Genomic DNA, 25494 nt, shown 5'->3' on the forward strand with positions numbered 1-25494 from the left:
CAAGCCAGGGCCCGCCACACCAAGGCCTCCGTCCACCCCGCCCCCGGCACCCCGCTCCAAAAGGGCTGGGGCGGAGGCCAGACCGCCGGTTTCGCGGGCAACAACCCCCCCCCCCGCTCCGCCGATACCCCCCACACCGGGGGTGCTTTTTTCAGGAGTCGTCATGTTCTTCCCACAACAATGGCGCAGCAGGAAAACAGGGGGGGGGGTAACCGCCACTAAATCGTCACCTTCCAGCGGGAATTCGATACCGCGCGGCACAGTGTCCGGCAGGCGTTTGAGCAGGTTGCGCCAGCTGTCATCGGCGTCATTGAGGGCTATTGCCCGAAAAGCGTCACGGTGTGGCACGGCTGCCTTAACGTGAATATAGCCGACATGCTGACTTAACTGGTGCGCTGCGTGTTCTGCTTCTTCACCAGTCCAGAGCCAGTTGGCCATATCAAAGGTCATGCCGTGGGGCATATGCATGGCGCCAAAGTCGCTAAAGAAACGCGCCAGCGGGGCAAGTTTGCCATACGCGGTCTGATCGTTTTCTACCACCAGCTTAACGCTGGGGTGGGCGAGGGCCTGACGCAGTCGCTGACTCTCGTCATGGCTAACCGCACCGGTATAGTGACCCAGCGAGAATTTCAGCAGGCGGGCATCAAGCTGCTCCGCTTCCTGCAGATAGTGTTCCAGCTGCGGGTTAAGCGCGCCGTCCGTGGTAAACAGCGCGTCCGGTACGGAGTAGAAGGCGCGCAGCTGATGTGCCGCGATCGCCTGGCGCAGTGCTGGCAGGCGGGCAAGGTCTGCCTTATCGAACAACTCACGGCGTATTTCAACGCCATCCGCTCCGGCCTGCTGGATCACCGACAGCAATGCCTGCTGGCCGCCGAGTGCAGCCACCTGCTGCTGACCATAAGCTGCGGTAACGACAATAATTTCAGGTTTCATTTCTCTCTCCAGGCGGTAAACAGTGCCCTCGACGTTGTAAAAACGTTAAATGGAACCGGTTCCAATGCAAAGGAGCAAAAGCTGAAATTATGATCAGACTCACGAAGTGAGTAAAAATGATCAGAGAAGACTCTTAAAGTGCATCAAGACGGCGGCTGGAGCCACGTTTAATCAGCTCACCGGAAAAAAGCTTTTCGGTGATCGGCAGCTCGCCGCCCGCAATGCGTGCGATCAGACGCTCCAGCGCCGCGTAGCCTATTTGCCAGGTAGGTTGTTTCAGCGTTGTAATGCCTGGTCCCGCCAGCGCTGCCCACTCCAGTTCATCAAAACCGAGCAGGCCGATATTCTCGCCCCAGCGCAGGCCGACACGCTGCATGGCGCGCGCCACTTGTAACGTTAGCGCCCCGTTAGCCGCCATTACCGCGCAGCGCTTATCTGCGTGCCGCTGATGAAAATCATGCAGCACGGCCTCCAGCTGGGCAGGCTGATTCAGCTGGACTTCATGGCTTTCCTGTATCAGATGCGGAAAGGCGCTGAGGGTATGGCGAAACGCAGCCAGTCGTTCATGACGGGTATTCACGCTGCCCAGCGGCTCGCTGAGAAACAGCAGCGCCTCATAGTCGTTCTCAATCAGATGGTGAGTGGCGACAGAGGTGGCTTCCTGATTGTTCAACCCCACCACGTCGCAGGCAAAATCGGGGATCTTACGGTCGATTAATACCATCGGCAGCAGCGACTGCTGCAGGCGGCTTAGCGCCTCTTCATGCATGCCGACAGCGTTCACTACCACGCCTTCTACCTGATAGCTGCTCAGCAACTGCAGATAGTGCTGTTCCAGGTCGATTTCATTGTTGGTATTGCACATCAACAGAGTGAAACCGTGCTCACGGCAGGCGGCTTCAATACCACACATCACGTCTACGGAGTAGGGATTGGTGATATCCGCAATAATCAGGCCAATCAGCCGTGTGCGGCCACGCTTTAAACCGCGCGCCATCTGGCTGGGCTGATAGTTCAGATCCGCAATTGCCTGTTCGATACGGGATTTTAAATCTGGCGAAAGAAGATGCTGTTCACCGTTCAGGTAACGGGAAATGCTGGTTTTACCTGTCTTTGCCGCGCGAGCGACATCACTGATGGTGGCGCGGTTCGTCCTGCTTTTCATGAAGTTACCCGGGTCAGTAGAAACAGGCAGAGACTAACACAGGCGATACCGGGGGAAAAACCCGCTATGGCCTGTCCGGCAGGCGCAATTCGGGTTGCCAGAGTTCCTGCAGTTGCCCGACGGATCTGCCAGCAAGCAGATCCAGCATCATCTGCGCCACTCTTTCACCCGGATCACGCTGGGTTGACTGGATAATGGCAGGCAGTGGTTCATTCACGATCGAATCGACCGGCAGCCCGTCATAAATAATCAGCGTAACCGCCTGTTCACCCTGCAAACGAGACGTTTGTTGCAGCGCCGTAGCTGCCCCTTCGCCCAGTTCGCTGCAGTCAGTGATAATCGCCCGTGGCGGTTGCGGGCTGGCGAGCCAGCTTAACGTTTGCTGATAACCGGCGCGGCGCGAAGGCCTCACTGCCGCTACAAAGCGGGCATCAGGCAGGATATTGCGCTGCGTCAGCGCATCCAGATAGCCCTGACGGCGATCGCGCACAAAAGTGTAGGTGTCGTTACTGCCCAGCCAGGCGATCGGGCTGATACTGCGATCCAGACAATAGTGGACCGCCAGGCGCGGCCCGGCATGATTATCGAAATCGAACCAGGCATAGGGTTGCGGCAGCTCGCTACGGCCAAGGGTAAGAAAGGGAAAACCTTTTTGCTGTACCAGCATCAGACGCGGATCCTGCGGTCGCGGACGGGTAAAGATCACCGCATCCAGCGCCCGGCTATGTAACATGCGCAGCAGCGCGCGCTGATTATCATGGGGTTTATCCGCTAACAGCAGTAGATCGATCTCCTGGCGCGCCAGTTGTTGATCGAGCGCTACCAGGGTTTTGCTGAACAGGCTGTTATTCAGGGGCGTCGTATTGACCGGGAAAACCAGACCCACCGCATTGGCCCGGCCCGTTTTCAGGCGGCGCGCTGCTGCATGAGGCCGGTAGCCGCGACGGCTCGCTTCCTCTTCGATGCGTTTACGCGTTGCGCTGGCCACATCATCGTAGCCATTGAGCGCACGGCTGACGGTTGTCACGGAGATACCCAGCGTTCTGGCAATAACTTTAAGGGACATACTGCGCTACCTGATGGGTAAATATTGGTCACACCAGCATAAAGCGTAGCGGTACTTTATGCATTATTTAGTCTCTGACAGTGGAAAACAGGATTAGACGGCGGACAGCAAAGAAAATTTTTCCCTCTTCCCTGAGGGAGCTGGCACGAAGATCAGGAAAGCGGACTCAGCGTAATCTCTACGCGACGGTTCTGCGCTTTGCCCTGTTCGGTGCTGTTGCTGGCTACCGGATTATCCGGGCCCATACCCTGCGTACGTAAGCGGTTTGCCGCGACGCCCTGAGTAATCAGTGAGCTGGCCACGCTGTCAGCACGCTGTTGCGACAGACGCATATTGAGGTCGCGCGTACCGGTGCTGTCGGTGTAGCCCACAACGTTAACGGCGGTTTTCTCATACTCTTTTAATACCATCGCCACGCCGGACAGCGTCGTCGCGCCAGCCGGTTTCAGCGTGCTGCTGCTGGAGTCGAACGTCACGTTATTGGGCATATTCAGCACAATAGCGTCACCCTGACGCGTCACGCTGACGCCGGTACCGCGCATTTTTTCGCGCAGTTTGGCTTCCTGCACATCCATGTAATAGCCCACGCCGCCGCCCAGCGCAGCACCGGAAGCGGCACCAATCAACGCGCCTTTGCCGCGATCTTTCTTCGACGATGACAACACGCCAACGCCAGCGCCAACCAGCGCACCGAGACCCGCACCTACGCCCGATTTACCCGCCTGGGATTCACCGGTGTAGGGATTGGTCGTACAGCCGGAAAGCGCCAGCGCGCCGCTCAGTAATACCGTCATCGCCAGTAACGAATTTTTCATCTCAATTCCCTCAAAACATCAAAAAAAGCGCACTCTGCACCCTGAAGTGGCACGATTATGCCGTCCGGATGCAGGAGAAGTCGTGAGGGTCAATCCGAATTTATGCCTGTTCAGCGAGAAAGATTGTCGGGATGGCAAAAACAGCTGGTCTGATGATCGTTAATCAGCCCACAGGCCTGCATAAAGGAATAACAGATAGTGCTGCCGACGAATTTAAACCCACGTTGCTTTAACGCTTTAGCGAGCGCATCGGAGCGTGCTGAAGTGGCAGGGGCGATTTTATAATCAGCGTAATAATGGATAATCGGCACGTTATCGACAAATTTCCAGACAAAGCGCGCAAAATCCTCACCTTTTGCCGCCATCGCCAGATAAGCATTTGCATTGGCGATAATCGCAGCAATTTTGGCTTTGTTGCGAATAATGCCGCTATCCTGCATTAAGCGTTCGATGTCTTGCTCATCCATCAGAGCAATCGCCTGCGGATCAAAATCTGCAAAAGCGCGGCGATAACTCTCCCGTTTTTTCAGTACCGTCAGCCAGGAGAGCCCCGCCTGTTGCCCTTCCAGGCAGAGCATTTCAAATAATGCCTTGCTGTCGGTCTGGGGGATGCCCCACTCCCGATCGTGGTAGGCAAGATAGAGAGGATCTTGTGTAACCCAGCCACAGCGTTGCATTTTTCTTTTCCTTATTGCAGAGGAGAAATTTTTTCCTCCTCCCTTGACGGCAGGAGGAATCGGTTAATAGTTATACAGCAGGTGCATCAGGAGGCCGTTAATCAGGGTGCCCATTCTTCTCTTCAGCATCGTCTGGAGTTTTTCATGTTGCAGAAAAGTGAGTGTGCAGGCCAGCAATTCTTTGCCGGGGCCTTAATCAGTACGTTTCTTTTTTGCTTGTGCCTCCCCAGGCCTGCTTACGGCTGGGACAACGTTGCGCGTCTGTGGGATAACCGGAATAGCAAGACGCAGGGGCCGCATTATGACGATATTCTTGCTGAGAAAATGGCGCATGAGCGGCTGGGTTTTGACGAAGACGCACAGCAGGGGCTGCTGAATGCCGCGCTGAATGCGCAACGTGACGCGGGATTATCGCTACGCGCTGAGCCAGGTAACGTCGGGAGTCAGGCGCTCGGTACACGCTTCTCGGCAGGCTGGAAGATGCCGCTCAACCGCCAGTGGTCCACCGGACCGGTAGCGCAATATGCGGTAGGTCAGAGCGTGCTCAATTGTCTGCAATGCGATTTCAGCGATCGCGTCTCGCCGGATGCGGTTGCCAGCGTCGGCTGGCGTGTTGACTCCAGATTCGGCTGGATGTCTCCATGGATACAGCTAAGCTACAGTTATCAGTTCGCTGAAAACAGCCTGACGGAAGAGAATGTGCGCTCCGCAGAGTCTGTCGGGCAGCATGAAGATAACGGACTGGATGTCAGCATCGGAGCACATATGCCAATCAACAACAGGATGGCGGCCTTTGCCTCGTTTTCACAAACCGGCACCCTGTCCAGCAACGAGCAATTTATCTATAGCCTCGGCGTCAGCGCCAGTTTCTAAGCCATAACGGGCATAAAAAGAGAAAGATTATTGCTTTAAATCCCTATAATGAGCGTGCTAAACAAATAAGTGGTAAGAAAATGCGCGAAAATCTTGTAATTATTGGCCGCGAAATAGCGGCTTTTTTCATTGTGGCGGCTTTCCTTGCTCTGATGATGGGGGTGGTTTATATCGATGTAAACTGGATCCATGCCAACCTGCGGGAAACTTCTTTGACAGAGACCAGCCAGGAGATTCTGTTGGCTATTATTGCCGTGCTGTTTTTCTGGCAGGCGGTTCAGCGTCCCGGGCAGCGTGGCGCACTCATCCTGACAGGGGGCTTTTACAGCTGTATGCTGATCCGTGAACTCGATTTTCTGTTCGATAAAATCGCTCACGGTGCCTGGATATGGCCAGCCTTAGCGACTTTTCTGATCTGTGTCGTGATGGCGCTGCGGCATCCGCAGCAAACCCTCGCCGGGCTGGTGCAGTTTCTGCGCAATACCAACTGGCAGATGATGGCAACCGGTTTGCTCATTGTGCTGGTGTTTTCCCGACTGTTCGGTATGAGCGCGCTCTGGGAAAACCTGATGCTGGATGGTTATAACCGGATGGTCAAAAACATGGCGGAAGAGGTGTGTGAGCTGCTGGGCTACGCGTTCTGTACCTTCTCTTCAGTACGCTATCTCTGGCAGACGCGCTCGCAGCCTGTGGCGATAACGGCGAAAGCTGACCGGAAAGCGAGCGCGCATCGAGCTGAGCCGGGGGCTTCTTATCCGCAAATGCGCTAAACGCTCACACCTTTTTTGCGATCCTGCACGTTAAAAAAGGTACAATAGGAACTTCTGCGCCGGGCAGTTCACCTGGCCCGGCGCAAAATGCAGGTCAACGTCAGGTTTTTTCATGTCCGTTAAAATTTTAACTTCCACGATCATTGGCCTGGATGCCTTTCGTCAGGATCCGCTCAGTGCGTTGCACCATGCGGAGAAAGGCACGTTGGCCGTATTCGATAATAACGCGCCTGTGATGTATGCCATCACCCAGGAGCGCCTGGCGCAGCTGCTGGCGATGGAAGCGGCACTGCAGCAACCCAGCGATGTCGCGCTGGATGAAAGTTTGTATGATGATCAGCCGCAGGCGATCCGCACGCCGGTCGGTAAATTTGCGATGTATGCAGACTGGCAGCCCGACGCCGATTTTCAGCGCCAGGCGGCGATTTGGGGCGTCTCTCTCAGCGAGCCTGTAACTGCGGCAGAGCTGGCGGCCTTTATCGCTTACTGGCAGGCGGAAGGACGTCTGTTTCATCATGTGCAGTGGCAGCAGAAGCTGGCACGCAGCGTCCAGATGAACCGCGCCAGCAACGGCGGTCAGCCAAAACGCGATCTGACGCAGGTGGCCAGTACCGACTACGATATTCCCGATGGTTTCCGAGGTGAGTGATGAAAACGCCTGACGATCTTTTCAGCCGCCTGAAAAGAATGATGCCGGAAAGCGTAAAGCCGAAATTTACCCGTGGCGAGGAGCTGCTGGCCTGGAATCAGGAGCAGGGACGTTTGCGTTCTGAGTCCATCGTACGCGAGAACCGCGCCATGAAAATGCAGCGTATCATGGGCCGTTCCGGCATTCGTGAACTGCATATGAACTGCTCATTTGACAATTACCGCGTCGAGAATGAAGGACAGCGTAAAGCGCTGGCGGCGGCACGCAAATATGCGGAAGAGTTTGAAGGCAGCATCGCCAGCTTCGTTTTTTCCGGACGTCCCGGCACCGGTAAGAATCACCTGGCCGCAGCGATTGGCAACCATCTGATTCTGCGTGGCAAAAGCGTGTTAATCGTGACGGTGGCCGATCTTATGTCCAATATGAAAGGGACGTTTAGCGGCGCCAGCGATATTACCGAAGAGCGACTGTTGCACGATCTCAGCAGCGTTGACCTGCTGGTGATTGACGAAATCGGCATGCAGAGCGAATCACGCTATGAAAAAGTGATTATCAACCAGATTGTCGACCGCCGTTCATCCTCCAAGCGCCCGACCGGTATGCTCTCAAACCTTGATCCCGCCGGGATGAATGCGCTGCTGGGAGAACGCGTTATGGATCGCATGCGGCTGGGTAACAGTATGTGGATACGTTTCGACTGGGAAAGCTACCGCAGCCGCGTACGCGGCGATGAATACTAATCAGCTCGCAAGGGCACAGGTGTTATTTTCCGCATCAGGGTGATGGCGGCGTTAAGCAGTATGCACAGGCGGATGTGCCTTGCTGCAGCCTGTAAGGCTGTAAATCTTCCCTTTGGATGAGCATGCCATGAACGCCACAAATAAAGGGCCAAAATTATTACGCCTGAACAATCAGAAGCAGGTGCTGTCGCTGTTGCGCAGGACCCATATCACCTCACGCCAGGATATTGCGCAGGCGCTGTCACTCAGTAAGAACACCATCTCGCTGATTATCGATGAGATGCTGGAGGCCGGGCTGATTGAGGAGCTGGGGCCGGTAAACGTGACGGCTGCCGGGCGGCCAAAAATTGAGATTCGCCTGCGGGCCGACCGGCTGAAAAGCGTCGGCATCATGGTGGAGAAACAGCGCATCCACTGGCGCGTCTGCGACTACTTTTCCCGCGTGATTGAGGAGAACAGTCAGAGTACCGAAACGGCCGATCCCGCCCCTCTGCTGGAGAGTCTCAGCGCCTGCTGCAGCGACATTACGCAAAAATATCCTGAACTGATCGGCATCGCGCTGGGCTTTCCAGGGATTGTCGATCCGGAACGCGGCTGGCTGCACTTCTCTTCCCACCTTGGCTGGCAGGATGTGGATCTGCGCACGCCGCTCAGCCAGGATCTCAATGTACCGCTGTTCCTCATGAATAACGTGAAGGCGGCGGGACTGCTCTCTGTACAGCAGCTGAAATTGGCTGCGGAAAAAAGCCATTTTTACCTGCGCGTCGCCCGCGGCATCGGCGGCGCGCTGGTTCAGCACGGCGAGGTTTTTACCGGCAACAGCTGGACCGCCGGTGAGGTGGGGCACCTTATTGTCCAGCCGGAAGGACCCGTATGTCACTGTGGACGTGGCGGTTGTCTGGAGGCGTTAATCAGCCAGCCAGCGATTGCACAGCAGCTGACGCAGCGTCAGGCGGGCCTGAGCTGGGCGCAGCGCGACCGCGCGCCGCAGATCATCGATGAAGTGATGACGCAGGCGGGACATGCGCTGGGTAAGGCGCTGAGCCAGATTATCATGCTGCTGAATCCGGCCAGTATCATTATGGATTGTCCGTGGAATGTGCATCCGCGCTTTTGCGTGGCGACGCGCGATGCGACGGAAGCCAGTACGCTGAGCTTTCCTTTCCGCCATACCGACCTCTATTTTTTGCAGGAGCGGCTCGATCCGGCAAACGGGCTGGCGCTGGCGGTGATTGAACAGTATGAACGGCGCATCGCATAAAAAAGCCGGGCCGGCACCCGGCCCGGCTCTTACACCATCACTTCCCCAAACCTGTCGCGATAGCTTTTCGGCGTGCTGCCATAGCTTTTACGAAACACGGAATAGAAATATTGCAGCGAAGGGTAGCCGCACATCTGCGAGATCTCATTGATCGACAGGGAGGTGGAAATCAGCAGACCGCGTGCGCGCTCCAGCTTTTCACTGTGGATCATGGCGTGAATGGTATCGCCGGTCTCATCTTTAAAGCGTTTTTCCAGATTAGATCGTGACATACCTACGGCGTCCAGCACCTGTTCCACTTTGATCCCCTGGCAGGCGTGAAAGCGAATAAAATGCATCGCCTGGATCACCGCCGGGTCACGCAGAGAGCGATAGTCGGTCGAGCGACGCGCGATCACTTTTACCGGTGGCACCAGGATACGCTGCAGCGGCATGGACTCATTATTCAGCAGGCGATGCAGCAGCTTCGCCGCCTGATAGCCCATCTGACGTGTGCCCTGCGCCACCGAGGAGAGGGCAGTGCGCGACAGATAGCGCGTCAGCTCTTCATTATCGATGCCAATCACACACAGCTTTTCCGGCACCGGTATTTTCAGGTGTTCGCACACCTGCAGCAGGTGACGCGCACGCGCATCGGTGACGGCAATAATCCCGGTATTTTGCGGCAGGGTTTGCAGCCAGTCAGCAAGCCGGTTCTGGGCGTGCTGCCAGTTTTCCGGCGCGGTTTCCAGCCCCTGAAAAATCACCCCCTGATAACGCTCCTGAGCCACCAGCTGGCGAAAGGCGTGCTCGCGCTCCAGCGCCCAGCGCTTGCCGCTGGAAGCCGGTAAGCCGTAGAAGGCGAAACGCTGCAGCCCTTTCTCTTTCAGATGCAGGAAGGCGCTCTCTACCAATGCGAAGTTATCGGTGGCGATATAATGCACCGTAGGGTAGTCCGCTTCCTGATGGTAGGAGCCGCCGACGCCGACAATGGGCACATTGACCTTAGCTAATAAATCCTCAATGGCCAGATCGTCATAATCCGCAATGACGCCATCACCCAGCCACTCGCGGATATTATCAATGCGGCAGCGAAAATCCTCTTCAATAAAAATATCCCAGTCCGTTTGTGATGCCTGTAAATATTCGCCCACACCTTCGACAACCTGGCGGTCATACACTTTATTGGCATTAAATAATAACGTGATGCGAAAACGTTTTTGCAACATGATTACCAGTCCTGAAAGGCGAGATGCCCACTGAATAGCATAGCGACTCAGCGGGCAGAAATCCGTTGCTACAGCTTGTGATCGCGTCGACGTTACGCGCGCCGACGCGTCGCTGAATCCATCCAGACGGCGAGCAGCAAAATGGCACCCTTCACGATGTACTGCCAGAAGGTGGGGACGTCCATCATGCTCATCCCGTTATCCAGCGAGGCCATAATAAAGGCACCCATTACGGCTCCCGCAACGCTGCCTACGCCGCCAGCCAGGCTGGTGCCGCCGATCACGCAGGCGGCAATGGCGTCCAGTTCCGCGATATTACCCGCTGACGGCGAACCTGCGCCAAGGCGGGAGCTGAGGATCAGGCCCGCAATCGCCACCATCAGACCGTTAATGGCAAATACCGCCAGCTTGGTGCGCGCAACATGTATCCCGGAGAGGCGCGCCGCATCGAGGTTGCCGCCAATAGCGTAGATGCGACGACCAAAAGCGGTGCGTGTCGCCATAAACATGCCTGCCAGCATCAGTAAGGCGAGCAGTAGCACCGGGGTGGGCACGCCACGATAATCGTTCAGCAGCCAGATGGCGCCCAGCACCAGAACGGCGGTTAACGCCTGACGCCCTACAGCGCCAGCCGGAGCCGCTTGTGGCAGCCCCAGACGCTGGCGGCGTAGCCGGATACGCCACTGCCAGGCGATAAACAGGCAGAGGCCTACCACGCCGAAGCTGAAGCCAATACCATCCGGCAGATAGCTTTGACCGATTTGCGACATCGCCGCGCTGGTCGGCGCGACCGTCGTCCCGTCAGTAATGCCGATCAGAATGCCGCGGAAGGCGAGCATGCCAGCGAGCGTTACAATAAAAGAGGGGACTTTGCGGTAGGCGACCCACCAGCCGTTCCAGGTGCCGAGCAGCAAACCGAGCAGCAGCGTCACCACAATGGTGATCGGCAGCGGCCAGCCGAGCCAGACGTCAAAGATCGCCGCGGCACCCCCCAGCAACCCCATCATCGAGCCGACAGAGAGATCGATTTCAGCCGAGATGATGACAAACACCATGCCGACCGCGAGAATGCCGGTAATGGCGGTCTGACGCAGCAGGTTGGAGATGTTACGGGCGCTGAGGTAAGCGCCATCGGTCATCCAGGTAAAAAACAGCAAAATTATTGCGATAGCGGCCAGCATCACCAGGACCTGCAGGTTCATCAGGCGCAGCTTGCCCGGCGCGCCCCCACCGCTGGCGCGTAACGGCGTTGGATTGGTGGATTGAGATTCAAGCATAATGTTCACTCCGCAAGGCGGCTTCCATAACCTGTTCCTGAGTCAGTTGGTTATTTGGCAGGTTAGCTTTAAGGTGTCCTTCGTGCATGACCAGCACACGATCGCTCAGACCCAGCACCTCCGGCAGCTCGGAAGAGATAACGATCACGGCGATACCCTGCTGCACCAGTTGATTGATTAACTTGTAGATTTCGAAGCGGGCGCCGATATCGATGCCGCGCGTCGGCTCATCAAGAATAAGAATTTGTGGATTGAGCAGCAGGCACTTCGCCAGAATAGCTTTCTGCTGGTTGCCGCCGCTCAGACGGCCAATAGCCAGTTCGGGCGACGCGGTTTTCACCCGTAAACGGGCGATGGCGTCAAGGATCGCCTTCTGCTCTGCAGGTTCATCCATCACCGAGGCGCGGCCGCTGAAATCGCCCAGTGCGGCAAGGGTGATATTTTTCCCCACCCCCATCAGCGGCACGATGCCATCTTTTTTACGATCTTCCGGCACCAGAGTAATGCCCTGCGCAATCGCTTCCCGACAGTCGCGCAGCCGGACCTTTTCGCCGCGGATAAAAATATCGCCCTGCCAGCGTCCCTGCCAGACGCCCGCCAGACACTCTACCATCTCTGTACGTCCGGCGCCCACCAGCCCGGCGATGCCGAGGATCTCTCCCTGGCGCAGCGAGAACGACACATCTTTCACCCGTTGCAGGTCACGTTTTACCGGATGCCAGGCAGTCAGATGCTCTACACGCAGCACTTCCGGACCAATCGGGTGCGGCTCACGGGGGTAGAGCGCCGTCAGCTCACGGCCGACCATCAGGGTAATGATCTCCTCCTCGGTCAGCCGGGCGGCGGAGCGCGTGGCAATATGTTTGCCATCACGGATCACGCAGACGCTGTCGGAAATGGCTTTCACTTCGTTCAGCTTATGGGAAATGTAGATGCAGGCGATGCCGTGATCGCGCAGGTTCTGGATAATGCTCAGCAGCGTCTCGGTTTCCTGCCCGGTCAGCGACGAAGTCGGTTCATCAAGGATCAGCAGCCGTACCTGCTTGTTCAGCGCCCGGGCGATTTCCACCAGCTGCTGCTGGCCCATGCCCAGTTCGCTGACGCGTGTGTCGGGCGAGACATTCAGCTTTACCTGCGCCAGCAGCGTCTGGCAGCGCAGCGCCATCGCCTCATCGTCCACCGCGCCGTAACGGGTAATTTCGCTGCCGAGAAAGATATTTTCCATCACCGTCAGCTGGCGCACCAGCGCCAGCTCCTGATGGATAATCACAATGCCTTTACGTTCAGTGTCACGCAACGTCAGCGGCCGCAGTGGCTCTCCGGCGAAGCGAATCTCACCCTGATAGTCGCCTGTGGGATAGAGACCGCACAGGATTTTCATCAGTGTCGACTTACCCGAGCCGTTTTCGCCGCACAGTGACATCACTTCACCTGCCTCAAGCTGCAGGCTGACGCCATCCAGCGCTTTGACCGCGCCGAATTGCTTGGTGATTTGGTGCATTTCCAGCAGTGCCGCCATCATAATCTCCATAACACGTCTGGTTAACCGCCTTGCCTGCTGGCAGGGCGGTGACATCATCAGAGGTCGCTTTTCTTATGGAAGCCGTCTGCCACAACGGTGCTGTCGATGTTGGATTTATCCACCGCAATAGGATCCAGCAGCCAGGCGGAAACCTCTTTCAGCCCGTTATTCAGTTTGGCGTTAGAGGCGGGCTGTTTATCATTGCCCAGATCGACGGCAATTTTGGCCGCTTCGTCTGCCAGCTTGCTGATGGGTTTATATACCGTCATGGTCTGCGTGCCGTTTTTCAGACGCTTGATGGCCGCGAGGTCGGCATCCTGGCCGGAGATGGCCACTTTGCCCGCCAGCCCCTGCGCGGAGAGCGCCTGAATCGCGCCGCCTGCTGTGGCATCATTAGAGGCTACCACCGCATTGATGTTGTTTTTATTCGCCGTCAGGGCGTTTTCCATGATCTTCAGCGCATTTTCCGGCAGCCAGGCGTCAACCCACTGATCGCCTACAATCTTGATTTTGCCTTCATCGATATAGGGTTTAAGCACTTTCATCTGGCCAGCGCGGAACAGACGGGCGTTATTATCAACCGGCGATCCGCCCATTAAGAAGTAATTACCCTGCGGTACCTGCTTCACCAGGCTTTCCGCCTGCAGTTCACCGACTTTTTCATTATCAAAAGAGACATAAAAATCGATGTCGGCATTATTTATCATGCGATCATACGCCAGGACTTTTATACCTTCGCGCTTCGCCTCTTTAATCACATTACTTAAGACTTCGCCGTTATAGGGAATAATGACCAGCACATCGACGCCGCGGTTAATCATATTTTCAATCTGCGACATCTGCGTTTCTTCATTGCCGTTCGCCGACTGGACAAATACTGACGCGCCCAGGGAATCGGCTTTTTTCACGAAAATGTCACGATCTTTCTGCCAGCGCTCGAGGCGCAGATCGTCGATGGCCATACCGATTTTGACTTCTTTAGCCAGAGCGCCCTGGCTGAACAGCGCCATCGTGACCGCCGCACAGGCGGCCAGAAGTGTGAAGCTCTTTTTCATATTGTTGCCCTGTAGGTTGAGGTAATTGTTTTACACATGTTCTCAGGCCGATGAATTGTTGACATCTGCCCGGAATAACATCAATTACCGATTTTCCTCTTGCAGTTACGATTTTTTGTTTATTGTCAAAATTATGATGGCGATCGATTTTTTTTAGCAGCGGGTAGTCGGTTTTCAATGAGTTAGAAAAAATCAGACAAAATTTAGCGCTTATTTTGCGATCCTCTCCACAATAAATAATTCTGTTAACCCTGCTGTGAAATATCGTAATTGAGCCCTGCTTATCCCGCTTCCAGAATGCCTGCACCCTTTGCAAAAACATTGCTTATCTTAAGGAGTCAGACATGCACGCTTATTTCACCGAGCTGGAGCGCGTTCGTTATGAAGGGCCGCAAAGCCGCAATCCGCTGGCCTTTCGTCATTACAACCCGGACGAAGTTCTGCTGGGGAAAACCATGGCGCAGCACCTGCGTTTCGCCGCCTGCTACTGGCATAGCTTCTGCTGGAACGGCTCCGATATGTTTGGTGTGGGCGCGTTTAACCGCCCCTGGCAACAGCCCGGCGAAGCGCTGGAGCGAGCCAAACTCAAGGCTGACGTGGCGTTTGAGTTTTTCCATAAGCTGAATGTACCCTGGTACTGCTTCCACGATGTGGATGTCTCGCCGGAAGGCGCATCACTGCGCGAGTACCGGGAAAACTTTGCCGTGATGACCGATGTCCTGCAGCAAAAGCAGCAGGAGAGCGGCGTGAAACTGCTGTGGGGCACCGCTAACTGCTTTACCAACCCGCGCTACGGCGCAGGCGCAGCCACCAACCCTGATCCGGAAGTCTTTGCCTGGGCGGCAACGCAGGTCACCACGGCGATGGAAGCGACACGCAAGCTGGGCGGCGAAAACTATGTGTTGTGGGGCGGACGTGAAGGCTATGAAACCCTGCTGAACACCGATCTGCGCCAGGAGCGTGAGCAGCTTGGCCGCTTTATGCAGATGGTGGTGGAGCATAAACACCGCATCGGCTTCCAGGGCACGCTGTTAATCGAGCCGAAACCGCAGGAGCCGACCAAACATCAGTATGATTACGATGTCGCCACGGTCTACGGCTTCCTGAAGCAGTTCGGGCTGGAAAAAGAGATCAAAGTGAACGTTGAAGCCAACCACGCCACCCTGGCGGGCCATTCGTTCCATCATGAGATCGCCACGGCTATCGCTCTGGGGATTTTTGGCTCAGTGGATGCTAACCGCGGCGACATGCAGTTGGGCTGGGATACCGATCAGTTCCCTAACAGCGTCGAAGAGAATGCGCTGGTGATGTATGAAATCATCAAAGCGGGCGGCTTCACCACTGGGGGTCTGAACTTCGATGCCAAAGTACGCCGTCAGAGCACTGATAAATATGATCTCTTCTACGGTCATATCGGTGCGATGGATACCATGGCGCTGGCGCTGAAAGTGGCGGCACGCATGATTGAGGATGGCGAGCTGGACAAGCGCGTGGCGCAGCGTTACAGCGGCTGGAACAGCGAGTTTGGTCAGCAGATTCTGCAGGGCGAATTTACCCTGGCAGCTCTGGCAGAACATGCCGCGCAGCACGATCTCAACCCGCAGCATCAGAGTGGCCGGCAGGAGCTGCTGGAGAACCTGGTGAACAGCTATCTTTTTGATCGTTAATACAACAGGAGTGGCGGATGGTTATCGGCATCGATCTCGGGACCTCCGGGGTAAAGGTAGTATTACTGGATCGGCAGGGCCAGGTGGTCGCCAGTCAGACGGAAAAACTCAGCGTGTCGCGGCCCCGGCCGTTATGGAGCGAGCAGGATCCGGAAAGTTGGTGGCAGGCGACGGACAGTGCATTACGTGCGCTGGCGGCGCAGCATGACCTGAGCGAGGTCGAAGCGATAGGCCTGAGTGGGCAGATGCACGGCGCCACGCTGCTGGATGAAGCTCACCGCGTGCTGCGCCCGGCGATTCTGTGGAACGATGGTCGCAGCGCGGCGGAGTGTCGTCAGCTGGAACAGCTGGTGCCGGATGCCCGCACGATCACCGGAAACCTGATGATGCCGGGCTTTACCGCCCCTAAACTGTTGTGGGTAAAACAGCATGAGCCCGATATCTTTAACCGTATCGCGAAGGTGCTGTTGCCCAAGGATTATCTGCGCTGGCGGCTTACCGGCGATTTTGCCAGCGATATGTCTGATGCAGCCGGGACCATGTGGCTGGATGTGGCGCAGCGTGACTGGAGCGATAAACTGCTGTCCGTCTGCGGACTGACCCGTGATCAGATGCCTGCGCTGTACGAAGGCAACGCCATCACCGGCGTGCTGAGCGCCGCTGTGGCAGCGCGCTGGGGCATGCATGCCGTACCGGTGGTTGCTGGTGGCGGGGATAACGCGGCGGGCGCCGTCGGGGTCGGTATGGTCAGGCCGGGACAGGCGATGCTGTCGCTGGGGACCTCCGGCGTGTACTTTCTGGTGAGCGACGGCTTTCTGCGCAACCCGGAAAGCGCCGTCCACAGCTTCTGTCACGCTTTGCCCGGACGCTGGCACCTGATGTCAGTGATGCTGAGCGCCGCCTCTTGTCTGGACTGGGCGGCACACCTCACCGGTTGCGACGATGTGCCGCACCTGCTGGCGGAAGCGGCGCAGGCGCAGGATGAAGCGCCGCCGCTCTGGTTTTTACCCTATCTCTCCGGCGAGCGTACACCCCATAACAATCCCGATGCGAAAGGGGTCTTTTTCGGCTTTACCCATCAGCATGGACGGCCGGAACTGGCGCGCGCGGTACTGGAAGGGGTGGGCTATGCGCTGGCGCAGGGCATTGATGCCGTGCACGCCTGCGGCGTGACGCCACAAAGCATTATGCTGACGGGCGGCGGCGCACGCAGCGCTTACTGGCGTCAGATGCTGGCGGATATCAGTGGTCAGACGCTCGATTACTGCACCGGGGGCGAAGTGGGACCTGCGCTCGGCGCGGCGCGTCTGGCACAGCTGGCGATTTACCCTGACGTCGCTGCCGAAAATTTCCTGCCTCCCTTACCGCTGGAGCAGCGTCATCAGCCGGATATGGCGCGCCACGCCTTTTACCAGGGACAACGTGAAATCTTTGCGCAACTTTATCAGCAACTGGCGGGAATTATGGTGGACACGGCTTGTCCCGCCACGACAGCGTGATGTCCCAAACTGGCCTTCTTTCTGTGTGTCGGGCGCGCCATGATAGCCCGACACCCTTACAGCGAAGAGGCTCAAAATGGCAGCGTCCGTGTTACTGGTTATTGATGTACAGCACTCTTTTTTTCATCGCGACTACTGGCAGGATGATGATTATCCGCGCTTTCAGCAGAAACTCAGCCAGCTGATCGCCGGCTGTCAGCAGCTCAGCATTCCCATCGTCGATGTCTTTCACGTGGCGCCGGAAGGCCCTTTTTCACTGGCATCGGGTCTGGTGACCCGTATGCCGTTTTTGCAGCATCATGCGACCCATACCGTGTATAAACGCGTGCATAATGCCCTGACCGAATCTGGTCTGCTCGCCTGGTTGCAGGAGCAACAGACAGAGGAGCTGATTATCAGCGGCATCCGTACCGAACAGTGCTGTGAAACCACGGCGCGCGTCGCGTCTGATTTGGGCTTTAAAGTCACTTTTGTCAGCGAAGCGACCATGACCTTTCCCATGACCCGAAATGGCATTACGCTGAGCAGCGCCGATCTGCATCATCATACCGAGACTGTTCTTGCTCACCGCTTTGCCGCTATCGCCAGCGTGGAGGCGTGTTTGCAGGCGCTGGCGGCTTCACACGCACAGGAGAGAACATGATGCAAACCGTCTGGTTTTTAACGCTGCCGGGGGTGATGACCCTGGATCTGACCGGACCCGCAGAAACATTGAAGCTGGCCGCCGATCACTTCCAGCTGCGCTATATCGGCCCGCAGGAAAGCGTGATGACTTCCACCGATATGACCATCAGCGCCATTGAGCCGCTGCCGGAAACCTTGCCTGCAGGCAGTCTGCTGGTGGTGCCGGGCGTTCACGACTCAAGCGTCTGTTACGACACGCCGCAGGCGGAAACCGCCCGCCACTGGCTGCGCCGTCTGCAACCCTTGATTCAGGCGCAGCAGCTTACGCTGGTCTGCGTCTGTTCCGGCTCGCTGCTGGCAGCCAGAGCCGGTCTGCTCAGCGGCGTGCAGTGTACGACGCATCATGAGGTGCTGGCGCGGCTCAAAGCCGCCGATCCTGCTGCGCTAGTGAAAGATAATCGTGTTTTCGTCGAAGATCGCGGCGTCTGGACCAGCGCAGGCATTACGGCCGGTATCGATCTGTCATTACATCTGATCAACCGCCTGTGTGGCGCCCGGGTTGCGCTTGAAGTGGCGCGCGAAATGGTGGTGTGGTTTCGCCGCTCCGGAGACGATCCACAGCTTTCTCCCTGGCTGCGCTATCGTAACCATCTGCATCCGGCCATTCACCGTGCGCAGGACACACTGATTGCGCAACCGGAGAAGACCTGGTCTCTGGCTGATCTGGCCGGGCAGGTGCACGTCAGTCCGCGTCATCTGGCCCGGCTGTTTCGTCAGCATCTGGGTATCAGCGTGCGTGATTACCATGAGCAGTTGCGTCTTGGTGTTGCACGGCAGCGCTTGCAGCAGGGCGAAGGAGCAGAAAAAGCCGCACTGGCGGCCGGATTTTCTTCCGCCCGCCAGCTCAGGCGCGCCCGCGAGCGCTGGGACGATCAGCTCACCAGATGATGTTTGTCCACGCGCTTCAGCAGCATCGCCAACAGCATACTGCCGCCTAAGCTCACGCCAAATACCCAGGGCAGATCGGCCAGCGGCTGTGTCATATCGTCCAGATGACGGGTGCGTAAAAAGTGGATAAACAGCGCGTGGAAACCATAAACCGGCAACGAATAGCGGGAAATGGTCGCCAGCAGCGGCAATGGACGCCGGTTAAGGCAGTTTTTGAACAGGATCAGCAGGCTGATGGCGGCGAGAAACACCAGGGGACCACAGTAAAGATACCAGGTATCGGCGAAAGCGCCGTTTATCTGCAACGCCTGCCGGGTGCCCAGCGCAATGCCGGCCACACAGGCAACAAAAGTCACGCCCGCCAGCAGGCTGACGCCGGGTTTTTCCGTCTCCATGATGCCGATAGCCCGTCCCAGTAACCCATACAGCAGGTAGTAAAAGCTGTCGCCGCTGAGATAGAGGTTGACGGGCAGCCACTGGAATGGCCCCAGTGACTGGCTGACAGTGTTGGGGTTCGCCAGCACCACCAGCACCAGCACCAGTATCGTCACATAGCCTGCCTTTACCGCCTTCACCTGAATCAGCGGCGAAAGCAAGTAGATACCAATAATGGCGAAAAAGAACCACAGATGGTAGAACACCGGTTTTTGCAGCAGTGCCAGCAGCGATCGCCCCTCGCTCACCGGCGTCAGCCAGGTGATATAGGCAAGGGAGACAGCACTGTAAAACAGCAGGCAGAGCACAATGCGCAGAAAATGGCGTCCCTGCGCGCTGCGTTCACCAAAGAAGAGGTAGCCAGAAATCATAAAGAAAAGCGGTACGCAGACGCGTGACGCCGAGTTAAGCAGGTTAGCCAGATCCCAGCGGTAGTCACTGGCCGCCTCTGGCCCGGTGATATACCAGGTCGTGGTATGAATAATAATCACCATCATGCAGGCAACCGCGCGTAAGTTATCGATCCAACAGATTTTTTGCGACATGGCTTCCTCTTTCGATCCATTCAGGGGAAAGGGTAGCAGCCAGCAGAGGGCTAACAACATTTCCATCGGAAAATCAGAAACGGATGCAGTACCCGCCGTTCAGATCCTCATACCGCAAGCTCTGCCGGGCAGACACTGAGCTGAATCTGTTAGCGGTTCCGGTAATTTTCTTTCTGTTTTAATATGTTAAGGTTTGCTGGCGCTATTTTCATATCAGGGACGATAATGAATAACAGTACTTCATCCATGCCCCATGACGGACTGTTCAAAACTTTTCTTAGCCATCCGGCTACGGCACGGGATTTCCTGACCTTTCATCTGCCACCATCACTGCTCAACTTGTGCAATCTGGACACGCTACAACTGGAGTCTGGTTCTTTTCTGGAGGAGGACCTGCGACCCTACTTTGCCGACGTGCTTTATTCACTGAAAACCGTGCGGGGCGACGGCTATGTTTATACATTAATTGAGCATCAGAGCAGCGCGGATAAACACATGGCCTTCCGGTTAATGCGGTATGCAATTGCTGCAATGCAGCGTCATCTGGACGCAGGACATGTCCATTTGCCGCTGGTTATACCGCTGCTATTCTGTCATGGGCGCGCGTCGCCGTGGACTGCGTCAATGAACTGGCTCGATTTATTCAGTGACCCCGAAAGCGCTCGTCAGATCTATACCCACGCTTTTCCGTTGATAGACGTTGGCGCTATGGCGGATGACGAAATTATGCAGCATCGTGCGACCGCATTGCTGGAACTGATGTTGAAGCATATTTATGTTCGCGATCTGTCCGAGCTGGTCGACCGACTGGTTGAGCTGTAGCAGGCGGGATATAATACCGTTGAGCAGAAAGTAACGTTGCTGAACTGGCTGATGCAAACCGGTGATACGTCCCGACCACGTGCTTTCTTACAGGAGCTGGTTTGCCGCTTACCGGAACATAAGGAGCTCTTTATGACTATTGCAGAGAGATTAAAGCTGGAAGGACAAGCAGAAGGACGAATGGAAGGCGAGCAGATAACCCGTCTGGAAATCGCCCTGGCGATGCTGAAAAAAGGTATTGAGCCGGCCATCATCCTTGAAACGACCGGCCTGACTCAGGCGGACCTGGCCAGAATCAGGCACTGATGTCATCTGCCCGCGGTAGTCAGTGCTGACGGCGGGCAGAATGCCAATCCACTGAACACTTTTTCAACGCCGGACAGGTCGTCCCGATTTCCGGCTGCACATCGCGCGGTCAAAGGGTATACTGTCGCACTCTTTTAAAAACCATCCGTATCGCGTGCGAATTCATCATGCAAAAGTTTGATACCAAGACCTTTCAGGGCCTGATCCTGACCTTGCAGGATTACTGGGCACGTCAGGGCTGCACCATTGTTCAACCGCTGGACATGGAAGTGGGCGCTGGCACTTCTCACCCTATGACCTGCCTGCGCGCCTTAGGGCCTGAGCCGATTGCGGCCGCTTATGTGCAGCCGTCGCGCCGTCCAACCGATGGTCGCTATGGCGAAAACCCGAACCGCTTACAGCACTATTACCAGTTCCAGGTGATCATCAAGCCATCGCCAGATAACATTCAGGAGCTGTATCTCGGGTCGCTGAAAGAGCTGGGTATGGATCCCACGGTGCATGATATCCGCTTCGTTGAAGATAACTGGGAAAACCCGACGCTGGGTGCCTGGGGACTCGGCTGGGAAGTCTGGCTCAACGGCATGGAAGTGACGCAGTTCACCTACTTCCAGCAGGTGGGCGGCCTCGAATGTAAGCCGGTAACCGGCGAAATTACCTATGGCCTTGAGCGCCTGGCGATGTACATTCAGGGTGTCGACAGCGTCTACGATCTGGTATGGAGCGACGGCCCGCTGGGTAAAACGACCTATGGCGATGTGTTCCATCAGAACGAAGTGGAGCAATCCACCTACAACTTTGAATACGCTGACGTCGATTTCCTTTTCACCTGCTTCGAGCAGTATGAGAAAGAAGCGCAGCAGCTGTTAGCGCTGGAGAAACCGCTGCCGCTGCCCGCTTATGAGCGCATTCTCAAAGCCGCGCACAGCTTTAACCTGCTGGACGCGCGCAAAGCGATCTCCGTGACCGAACGTCAGCGCTATATTCTGCGCATCCGCACCCTGACCAAAGCCGTGGCTGAAGCCTATTATGCCTCCCGCGAGGCGCTGGGTTTCCCGATGTGCAATAACAACAAGTAAGAGGCAGCCATGACTGAACAAACTTTTCTGGTGGAAATTGGCACCGAAGAGCTGCCACCCAAAGCACTGCGTAGCCTGGCGGAGGCGTTTGCCGCCAATCTGACTGCCGAACTGGATGGCGCAAATCTGGCGCACGGCGAGGTCAGCTGGTTTGCTGCCCCCCGGCGTCTGGCGCTGAAAGTCGCCAGCCTGAGCGCGTCACAGCCCGATCGTGAAATTGAAAAGCGCGGCCCCGCTATTGCGGCGGCGTTTGATGCCGAAGGCAAGCCGACCAAAGCGGCAGAAGGCTGGGCGCGGGGCAACGGCATTACTGTCGATCAGGCAGAACGTCTGAGCACCGACAAAGGCGAATGGCTGGTATATCGCGCCCTGACGAAAGGCGAAAGCGCTCAGGCGCTGCTGCCCGCGATGGTCAGTAACGCACTGAGCAAGCTGCCGATTCCGAAACTGATGCGCTGGGGCGACAGCGACGTACAGTTTGTGCGTCCGGTTCATACCGTTACCCTGCTGCTGGGCGAAGAGCTGATTCCCGCCACGGTGTTAGGCATCGAATCGGGTCGTACCATCCGCGGTCACCGCTTTATGGGCGAGCCGGAATTTACGCTGGAACGCGCAGATGACTATCCGGAAGTGCTGCGTCAGCGCGGTAAAGTGATCGCCGATTATTATGAGCGTAAAGCGAAAATCAAAGCAGACGCCGAAGCAGCGGCTCGTCAGCTGGGCGGCAAAGCCGATCTGAGCGACAGCCTGCTGGAAGAGGTGACCTCGCTGGTAGAGTGGCCGGTAGTGCTGACCGCGACCTTTGAAGAGAAGTTTCTGGCGGTGCCGGCAGAAGCGCTGGTATACACCATGAAGGGCGATCAGAAATATTTTCCGGTCTACGATGACAGCGGCAAGCTGCTGCCGAACTTTATCTTCGTCACCAATATTGAATCCTCCGATCCGCAGCAGATTATTGCCGGTAACGAGAAGGTCGTGCGTCCGCGTCTTGCTGATGCCGAGTTCTTCTTTAATACCGACCGTAAAAAGCGTCTGGAAGATCATCTGCCGCGTCTGGAGACCGTGCTGTTCCAGAAACAGCTGGGCACCCTGCGTGACAAAACTGACCGAATTCAGGCGCTGGCGGGCTGGGTTGCCAGCCAGATTGGCGCTGATGTCAACCATGCCACGCGCGCCGGTCTGCTCTCCAAATGCGACCTGATGACCAATATGGTGTTTGAGTTCACAGACACCCAGGGCGTGATGGGCATGCACTATGCGCGTCATGACGGCGAAGCGGAAGATGTGGCGGTCGCGCTGAATGAACAGTATCAGCCGCGCTTTGCGGGTGACGATCTGCCCTCCAACCCGGTAGCCTGCGCGCTGGCGATTGCCGATAAAATGGATACGTTGGCAGGTATTTTTGGTATCGGTCAGCATCCGAAAGGGGATAAAGACCCCTTCGCGCTGCGTCGTGCTGCGCTGGGCGTGCTGCGCATTATCGTAGAGAAAAACCTGCCGCTGGATCTGCAGACCCTGACGGAAGAAGCGGTGCGCCTCTACGGCAGCAAGCTGAGCAACGACAAGGTGGTCGATGATGTGATCGACTTTATGCTGGGTCGTTTCCGTAGCTGGTATCAGGAAGAAGGACACAGCATCGATACGCTGCAGGCCGTCCTGGCCCGTCGTCCGACCCGTCCGGCCGATTTCGATGCGCGCATGAAGGCTGTTTCCCACTTCCGTACGCTGGATGAAGCGGCGGCGCTGGCAGCAGCCAACAAACGCGTCTCCAATATTCTGGCGAAATCGAACGAGCCGCTGAACGACAGCGTGCAGGCCTCGCTGTTGAAAGAGAACGAAGAGATTAAACTGGCAACGTTCGTGACGGCGCTGACCAGCAAATTGCAGCCTTATTTCGCGGAAGGGCGTTATCAGGATGCGTTGATTGAACTGGCGCAGCTGCGCGAGGCGGTCGATAACTTCTTCGATAAGGTGATGGTTAACGCGGATGATCAGGCGGTGCGTGTTAACCGTCTGACGCTGCTGGCGAAACTGCGTGAGCTGTTCCTGCAGGTAGCAGATATTTCCCTGCTGCAGTAAGCGCGCGTTTTGCCCACCAGGCGAGCCCCCGGGTTCGCCTTTTTTATGGCGCGCAGAGGAAGCTTCCTGGCTTTAGCTGACAGGTCAGTCATCACTTATTTTAATAAAATCTCTGTTTGGCAGTTCTTGCCAGGTTCCGGCATAGAGCGAAAGATAGTTAGCCTCGCTGGCGAAGTTGGTGTAATCCATCAGCCAGTTCTTTTCAATACATCTGGCTTTTACTTTCATTTCTTCATAGCAGAGCAGGTCTGTAGTTTGGGTGCTTAATCTTAAATCATGCGTGGGCATTTCTTTATAACCGTCAGCAAAATCCCATACACTAACAAGAAAATAGCCCCGTTGATTTTTATGCGGAATGCCATATTTTTCTTTCAACATTGCACGATTTTTCTTCCACCAGGCAATTTGCCCGTAAGGCGTCACAGGAAAGTTTTTTACCAGGATATTCTCATGACTACCTGCTTGATAATGTACGGCTATAATTTCAACAGGAGAAGAGACTCTCCAGATAAAATACAGTGGAAGAAAAACAAAAAGGAAAGCAACGAGAATATGCTTACTTTTTATCATTGATCTGTACCGATATTTTCATTGTGGATTTCATGTTGACCCTAAAGGCGAGTAGTTAAAATTTTCCCGGCCGGTCTGGCTAACGCCGGACGTACCCCCGGCTTTATCTGACAGGTTAGTCATCACTTATTTTAATAAAATCCCCGTTTGGCAGTTCTTTCCAGGTCCCCGCATAGAGTGACAGATAGTTAGCCCCGCTGGCGGAGCTGGTGTAATTCATCAGCCAGTTCTTTTCGATACATCTGGCTTTAACTTTCATTTCTTTAAAACAGAGTAGATCGGAGGTTTGCGTGCTTAATCTTAAGTCATGGGTAGGCCGTTCTTTATAGCCGTCGGCAAAATCCCAGATATATACAGAGAAATAACCGCGCTGGTCAGTATGCGGAATGCCAAATTTTTCTTTCAACATTGCACGATTTTTCTTCCACCAGGCAATCTGCCCGTAGGGAGTAACAGGAAAGTTTTCTAATAAAATGTCATCATACTGATCAGGATGATAATGAACGGCGACGATTTTAACCGGCAATAATACTCTCCAGATGCAGTAAACAGGAAGGAAAAAGAATAGAAAGAAAGCCAAAATAAATTTTCTTTTTATCATTGTCTTACACCGTTAATGGTCACTGTGATTTCCATATTCGTCAGAAAGGGTTTGTAGCCAAACTTTTCCCAACGTTGTAGTAGAAACCAGATGCGAAAAAATGATAAGTCATGAAATTTTGGAGTCATGATATCTTTTTCATCAAGTCCGAAATGATCCTGGCCCTTATAGTGAATAGTAGTCAGGTATTTATTTCCGTAAAATATTATGGGCCAACAATGTTATTTTAGGCTAAGTCAGTGTTAACACTCAAAACGCGGTCAGTTCGGGACGGAACAATGCGGGCGAATCTCTCGCGCTGGAACAAT

Annotated in this window: 24 protein-coding genes and 2 pseudogenes; 12 read left to right on the top strand and 14 right to left on the bottom strand. The window is 55.7% G+C overall.

All coding sequences use genetic code 11. The annotated features are described in order from the left end of the window. Nucleotides 1-183: 183 nt before the first annotated feature. The 5 genes and pseudogenes from E0E17_RS07475 to E0E17_RS07495 form a co-directional block, all read right to left on the bottom strand. Nucleotides 184-933 (bottom strand): annotated as a pseudogene (locus E0E17_RS07475) (sugar phosphate isomerase/epimerase family protein); the annotation flags it as partial. Nucleotides 934-1066: 133 nt separating this feature from the next. After that, complete coding sequence (locus E0E17_RS07480) at nucleotides 1067-2098, bottom strand: LacI family DNA-binding transcriptional regulator (RefSeq protein WP_130833009.1); 1032 nt, start codon at nucleotides 2096-2098, stop codon at nucleotides 1067-1069. Between the two features lie 64 nt (nucleotides 2099-2162). After that, a complete protein-coding gene (locus E0E17_RS07485) occupies nucleotides 2163-3164 on the bottom strand; it encodes a LacI family DNA-binding transcriptional regulator (protein ID WP_130833011.1) in 1002 nt (333 codons plus the stop codon). Between the two features lie 152 nt (nucleotides 3165-3316). Next, nucleotides 3317-3979, bottom strand: coding sequence for an OmpA family lipoprotein (locus E0E17_RS07490; protein ID WP_130833013.1), 663 nt, complete (start codon nucleotides 3977-3979; stop codon nucleotides 3317-3319). A 110-nt stretch (nucleotides 3980-4089) separates the two neighbouring features. Beyond that, nucleotides 4090-4656, bottom strand: a complete 567-nt coding sequence (locus E0E17_RS07495; RefSeq protein WP_130833015.1) for a DNA-3-methyladenine glycosylase I — start codon at nucleotides 4654-4656, stop codon at nucleotides 4090-4092. 144 nt (nucleotides 4657-4800) lie between these two features. On the opposite strand from E0E17_RS07495, the gene E0E17_RS07500 reads away from it, so the two are divergent. The 5 genes from E0E17_RS07500 to E0E17_RS07520 all read left to right on the top strand — a co-directional run bounded on the left by E0E17_RS07500 (nucleotide 4801) and on the right by E0E17_RS07520 (nucleotide 8949). Then, complete coding sequence (locus tag E0E17_RS07500; protein WP_130833018.1) at nucleotides 4801-5529, top strand: autotransporter domain-containing protein; 729 nt, start codon at nucleotides 4801-4803, stop codon at nucleotides 5527-5529. An 80-nt stretch (nucleotides 5530-5609) separates the two neighbouring features. Next, complete coding sequence (locus E0E17_RS07505; protein WP_130833020.1) at nucleotides 5610-6299, top strand: hypothetical protein; 690 nt, start codon at nucleotides 5610-5612, stop codon at nucleotides 6297-6299. Nucleotides 6300-6411: 112 nt separating this feature from the next. Continuing rightward, nucleotides 6412-6948 carry a primosomal protein DnaT gene (gene dnaT / locus E0E17_RS07510; protein ID WP_130833022.1) on the top strand — a complete coding sequence of 179 codons (537 nt, stop codon included), beginning with the start codon at nucleotides 6412-6414 and terminating at the stop codon, nucleotides 6946-6948. Further along, the gene (gene dnaC, locus E0E17_RS07515; RefSeq protein WP_130833024.1) at nucleotides 6948-7688 is read left to right on the top strand and encodes a replicative helicase loader DnaC; all 741 of its coding nucleotides are present in this window, start codon (nucleotides 6948-6950) and stop codon (nucleotides 7686-7688) included. Before dnaT ends, dnaC begins: the two co-directional genes overlap by 1 nt. A 127-nt stretch (nucleotides 7689-7815) precedes the next feature. Next, the gene (locus E0E17_RS07520) at nucleotides 7816-8949 is read left to right on the top strand and encodes an ROK family transcriptional regulator (protein WP_130833027.1); all 1134 of its coding nucleotides are present in this window, start codon (nucleotides 7816-7818) and stop codon (nucleotides 8947-8949) included. A 29-nt stretch (nucleotides 8950-8978) separates the two neighbouring features. Here the strand turns inward: E0E17_RS07520 and xylR are convergent, their stop codons facing one another. The 5 genes from xylR to E0E17_RS20185 all read right to left on the bottom strand — a co-directional run bounded on the left by xylR (nucleotide 8979) and on the right by E0E17_RS20185 (nucleotide 14333). Beyond that, the gene (gene xylR / locus E0E17_RS07525; protein ID WP_130833029.1) at nucleotides 8979-10157 is read right to left on the bottom strand and encodes a D-xylose utilization transcriptional activator XylR; all 1179 of its coding nucleotides are present in this window, start codon (nucleotides 10155-10157) and stop codon (nucleotides 8979-8981) included. Nucleotides 10158-10249: 92 nt separating this feature from the next. Beyond that, nucleotides 10250-11434: a xylose ABC transporter permease XylH gene (gene xylH / locus E0E17_RS07530; protein ID WP_130833030.1), complete on the bottom strand. Its 1185-nt coding sequence runs from the start codon at nucleotides 11432-11434 to the stop codon at nucleotides 10250-10252. Next, nucleotides 11427-12953, bottom strand: a complete 1527-nt coding sequence (locus E0E17_RS07535) for a xylose ABC transporter ATP-binding protein (protein WP_130835488.1) — start codon at nucleotides 12951-12953, stop codon at nucleotides 11427-11429. The genes xylH and E0E17_RS07535 overlap by 8 nt, the downstream gene beginning before the upstream one ends. A gap of 59 nt (nucleotides 12954-13012) precedes the next feature. Further along, nucleotides 13013-14011: a D-xylose ABC transporter substrate-binding protein gene (gene xylF, locus E0E17_RS07540; RefSeq protein WP_130833031.1), complete on the bottom strand. Its 999-nt coding sequence runs from the start codon at nucleotides 14009-14011 to the stop codon at nucleotides 13013-13015. Then, nucleotides 13935-14333: a hypothetical protein gene (locus tag E0E17_RS20185; RefSeq protein ID WP_165446213.1), complete on the bottom strand. Its 399-nt coding sequence runs from the start codon at nucleotides 14331-14333 to the stop codon at nucleotides 13935-13937. The genes xylF and E0E17_RS20185 overlap by 77 nt, the downstream gene beginning before the upstream one ends. 22 nt (nucleotides 14334-14355) lie before the next feature. Here E0E17_RS20185 and xylA point away from each other — a divergent pair, with 22 nt between their 5' ends. The 4 genes from xylA (at nucleotide 14356) to E0E17_RS07560 (ending at nucleotide 18749) form a co-directional block, all read left to right on the top strand. Further along, the gene (gene xylA, locus E0E17_RS07545) at nucleotides 14356-15678 is read left to right on the top strand and encodes a xylose isomerase (protein ID WP_130833032.1); all 1323 of its coding nucleotides are present in this window, start codon (nucleotides 14356-14358) and stop codon (nucleotides 15676-15678) included. A gap of 17 nt (nucleotides 15679-15695) precedes the next feature. After that, the gene (xylB, locus tag E0E17_RS07550) at nucleotides 15696-17177 is read left to right on the top strand and encodes a xylulokinase (RefSeq protein WP_130833033.1); all 1482 of its coding nucleotides are present in this window, start codon (nucleotides 15696-15698) and stop codon (nucleotides 17175-17177) included. 76 nt (nucleotides 17178-17253) lie between these two features. After that, nucleotides 17254-17820, top strand: coding sequence for an isochorismatase family protein (locus tag E0E17_RS07555; protein ID WP_130833034.1), 567 nt, complete (start codon nucleotides 17254-17256; stop codon nucleotides 17818-17820). Beyond that, nucleotides 17817-18749, top strand: coding sequence for a GlxA family transcriptional regulator (locus tag E0E17_RS07560; RefSeq protein ID WP_130833035.1), 933 nt, complete (start codon nucleotides 17817-17819; stop codon nucleotides 18747-18749). Before E0E17_RS07555 ends, E0E17_RS07560 begins: the two co-directional genes overlap by 4 nt. On the opposite strand, the gene E0E17_RS07565 is transcribed toward E0E17_RS07560, so the two are convergent. Beyond that, nucleotides 18734-19729, bottom strand: a complete 996-nt coding sequence (locus E0E17_RS07565; protein WP_130835489.1) for an acyltransferase — start codon at nucleotides 19727-19729, stop codon at nucleotides 18734-18736. The genes E0E17_RS07560 and E0E17_RS07565 overlap by 16 nt on opposite strands. Nucleotides 19730-19954: 225 nt before the next feature. On the opposite strand from E0E17_RS07565, the pseudogene E0E17_RS07570 reads away from it, so the two are divergent. The 3 genes and pseudogenes from E0E17_RS07570 (at nucleotide 19955) to glyS (ending at nucleotide 24015) form a co-directional block, all read left to right on the top strand. Next, nucleotides 19955-20857, top strand: a pseudogene (locus tag E0E17_RS07570) (Rpn family recombination-promoting nuclease/putative transposase). Between the two features lie 167 nt (nucleotides 20858-21024). Continuing rightward, entirely contained in the window at nucleotides 21025-21936 is a 912-nt protein-coding gene (glyQ, locus tag E0E17_RS07575; protein ID WP_123802203.1) for a glycine--tRNA ligase subunit alpha, read from the top strand. Between the two features lie 9 nt (nucleotides 21937-21945). Next, on the top strand, nucleotides 21946-24015 hold the full coding sequence (gene glyS / locus E0E17_RS07580) for a glycine--tRNA ligase subunit beta (RefSeq protein WP_130833036.1): 2070 nt from the start codon (nucleotides 21946-21948) through the stop codon (nucleotides 24013-24015). 84 nt (nucleotides 24016-24099) lie between these two features. On the opposite strand, the gene E0E17_RS07585 is transcribed toward glyS, so the two are convergent. From E0E17_RS07585 to E0E17_RS07595, 3 genes are all read right to left on the bottom strand, one after another. Then, on the bottom strand, nucleotides 24100-24585 hold the full coding sequence (locus E0E17_RS07585; RefSeq protein ID WP_130833037.1) for a DUF943 family protein: 486 nt from the start codon (nucleotides 24583-24585) through the stop codon (nucleotides 24100-24102). A 115-nt stretch (nucleotides 24586-24700) separates the two neighbouring features. Beyond that, complete coding sequence (locus tag E0E17_RS07590) at nucleotides 24701-25186, bottom strand: DUF943 family protein (RefSeq protein ID WP_130833038.1); 486 nt, start codon at nucleotides 25184-25186, stop codon at nucleotides 24701-24703. Continuing rightward, nucleotides 25183-25395, bottom strand: a complete 213-nt coding sequence (locus E0E17_RS07595) for a DUF3289 family protein (protein ID WP_130835490.1) — start codon at nucleotides 25393-25395, stop codon at nucleotides 25183-25185. The genes E0E17_RS07590 and E0E17_RS07595 overlap by 4 nt, the downstream gene beginning before the upstream one ends. Nucleotides 25396-25494: the final 99 nt, after the last annotated feature.

Origin of the sequence: [Erwinia] mediterraneensis (genome assembly GCF_900604315.1) — a bacterium.
GTDB classification, from domain to species: Bacteria; Pseudomonadota; Gammaproteobacteria; order Enterobacterales; family Enterobacteriaceae; genus Pantoea; species Pantoea mediterraneensis_A.

Coding starts and splice junctions, on each gene's coding strand:
- E0E17_RS07480 (WP_130833009.1), bottom strand. CDS start 2,098: ATGAAAAGCAGGACGAACCGCGCCACCATCAGTGATGTCGCTCGCGCG.
- E0E17_RS07485 (WP_130833011.1), bottom strand. CDS start 3,164: ATGTCCCTTAAAGTTATTGCCAGAACGCTGGGTATCTCCGTGACAACC.
- E0E17_RS07490 (WP_130833013.1), bottom strand. CDS start 3,979: ATGAAAAATTCGTTACTGGCGATGACGGTATTACTGAGCGGCGCGCTG.
- E0E17_RS07495 (WP_130833015.1), bottom strand. CDS start 4,656: ATGCAACGCTGTGGCTGGGTTACACAAGATCCTCTCTATCTTGCCTAC.
- E0E17_RS07500 (WP_130833018.1), top strand. CDS start 4,801: ATGTTGCAGAAAAGTGAGTGTGCAGGCCAGCAATTCTTTGCCGGGGCC.
- E0E17_RS07505 (WP_130833020.1), top strand. CDS start 5,610: ATGCGCGAAAATCTTGTAATTATTGGCCGCGAAATAGCGGCTTTTTTC.
- dnaT (WP_130833022.1), top strand. CDS start 6,412: ATGTCCGTTAAAATTTTAACTTCCACGATCATTGGCCTGGATGCCTTT.
- dnaC (WP_130833024.1), top strand. CDS start 6,948: ATGAAAACGCCTGACGATCTTTTCAGCCGCCTGAAAAGAATGATGCCG.
- E0E17_RS07520 (WP_130833027.1), top strand. CDS start 7,816: ATGAACGCCACAAATAAAGGGCCAAAATTATTACGCCTGAACAATCAG.
- xylR (WP_130833029.1), bottom strand. CDS start 10,157: ATGTTGCAAAAACGTTTTCGCATCACGTTATTATTTAATGCCAATAAA.
- xylH (WP_130833030.1), bottom strand. CDS start 11,434: ATGCTTGAATCTCAATCCACCAATCCAACGCCGTTACGCGCCAGCGGT.
- E0E17_RS07535 (WP_130835488.1), bottom strand. CDS start 12,953: ATGGCGGCACTGCTGGAAATGCACCAAATCACCAAGCAATTCGGCGCG.
- xylF (WP_130833031.1), bottom strand. CDS start 14,011: ATGAAAAAGAGCTTCACACTTCTGGCCGCCTGTGCGGCGGTCACGATG.
- E0E17_RS20185 (WP_165446213.1), bottom strand. CDS start 14,333: ATGTTTTTGCAAAGGGTGCAGGCATTCTGGAAGCGGGATAAGCAGGGC.
- xylA (WP_130833032.1), top strand. CDS start 14,356: ATGCACGCTTATTTCACCGAGCTGGAGCGCGTTCGTTATGAAGGGCCG.
- xylB (WP_130833033.1), top strand. CDS start 15,696: ATGGTTATCGGCATCGATCTCGGGACCTCCGGGGTAAAGGTAGTATTA.
- E0E17_RS07555 (WP_130833034.1), top strand. CDS start 17,254: ATGGCAGCGTCCGTGTTACTGGTTATTGATGTACAGCACTCTTTTTTT.
- E0E17_RS07560 (WP_130833035.1), top strand. CDS start 17,817: ATGATGCAAACCGTCTGGTTTTTAACGCTGCCGGGGGTGATGACCCTG.
- E0E17_RS07565 (WP_130835489.1), bottom strand. CDS start 19,729: ATGTCGCAAAAAATCTGTTGGATCGATAACTTACGCGCGGTTGCCTGC.
- glyQ (WP_123802203.1), top strand. CDS start 21,025: ATGCAAAAGTTTGATACCAAGACCTTTCAGGGCCTGATCCTGACCTTG.
- glyS (WP_130833036.1), top strand. CDS start 21,946: ATGACTGAACAAACTTTTCTGGTGGAAATTGGCACCGAAGAGCTGCCA.
- E0E17_RS07585 (WP_130833037.1), bottom strand. CDS start 24,585: ATGATAAAAAGTAAGCATATTCTCGTTGCTTTCCTTTTTGTTTTTCTT.
- E0E17_RS07590 (WP_130833038.1), bottom strand. CDS start 25,186: ATGATAAAAAGAAAATTTATTTTGGCTTTCTTTCTATTCTTTTTCCTT.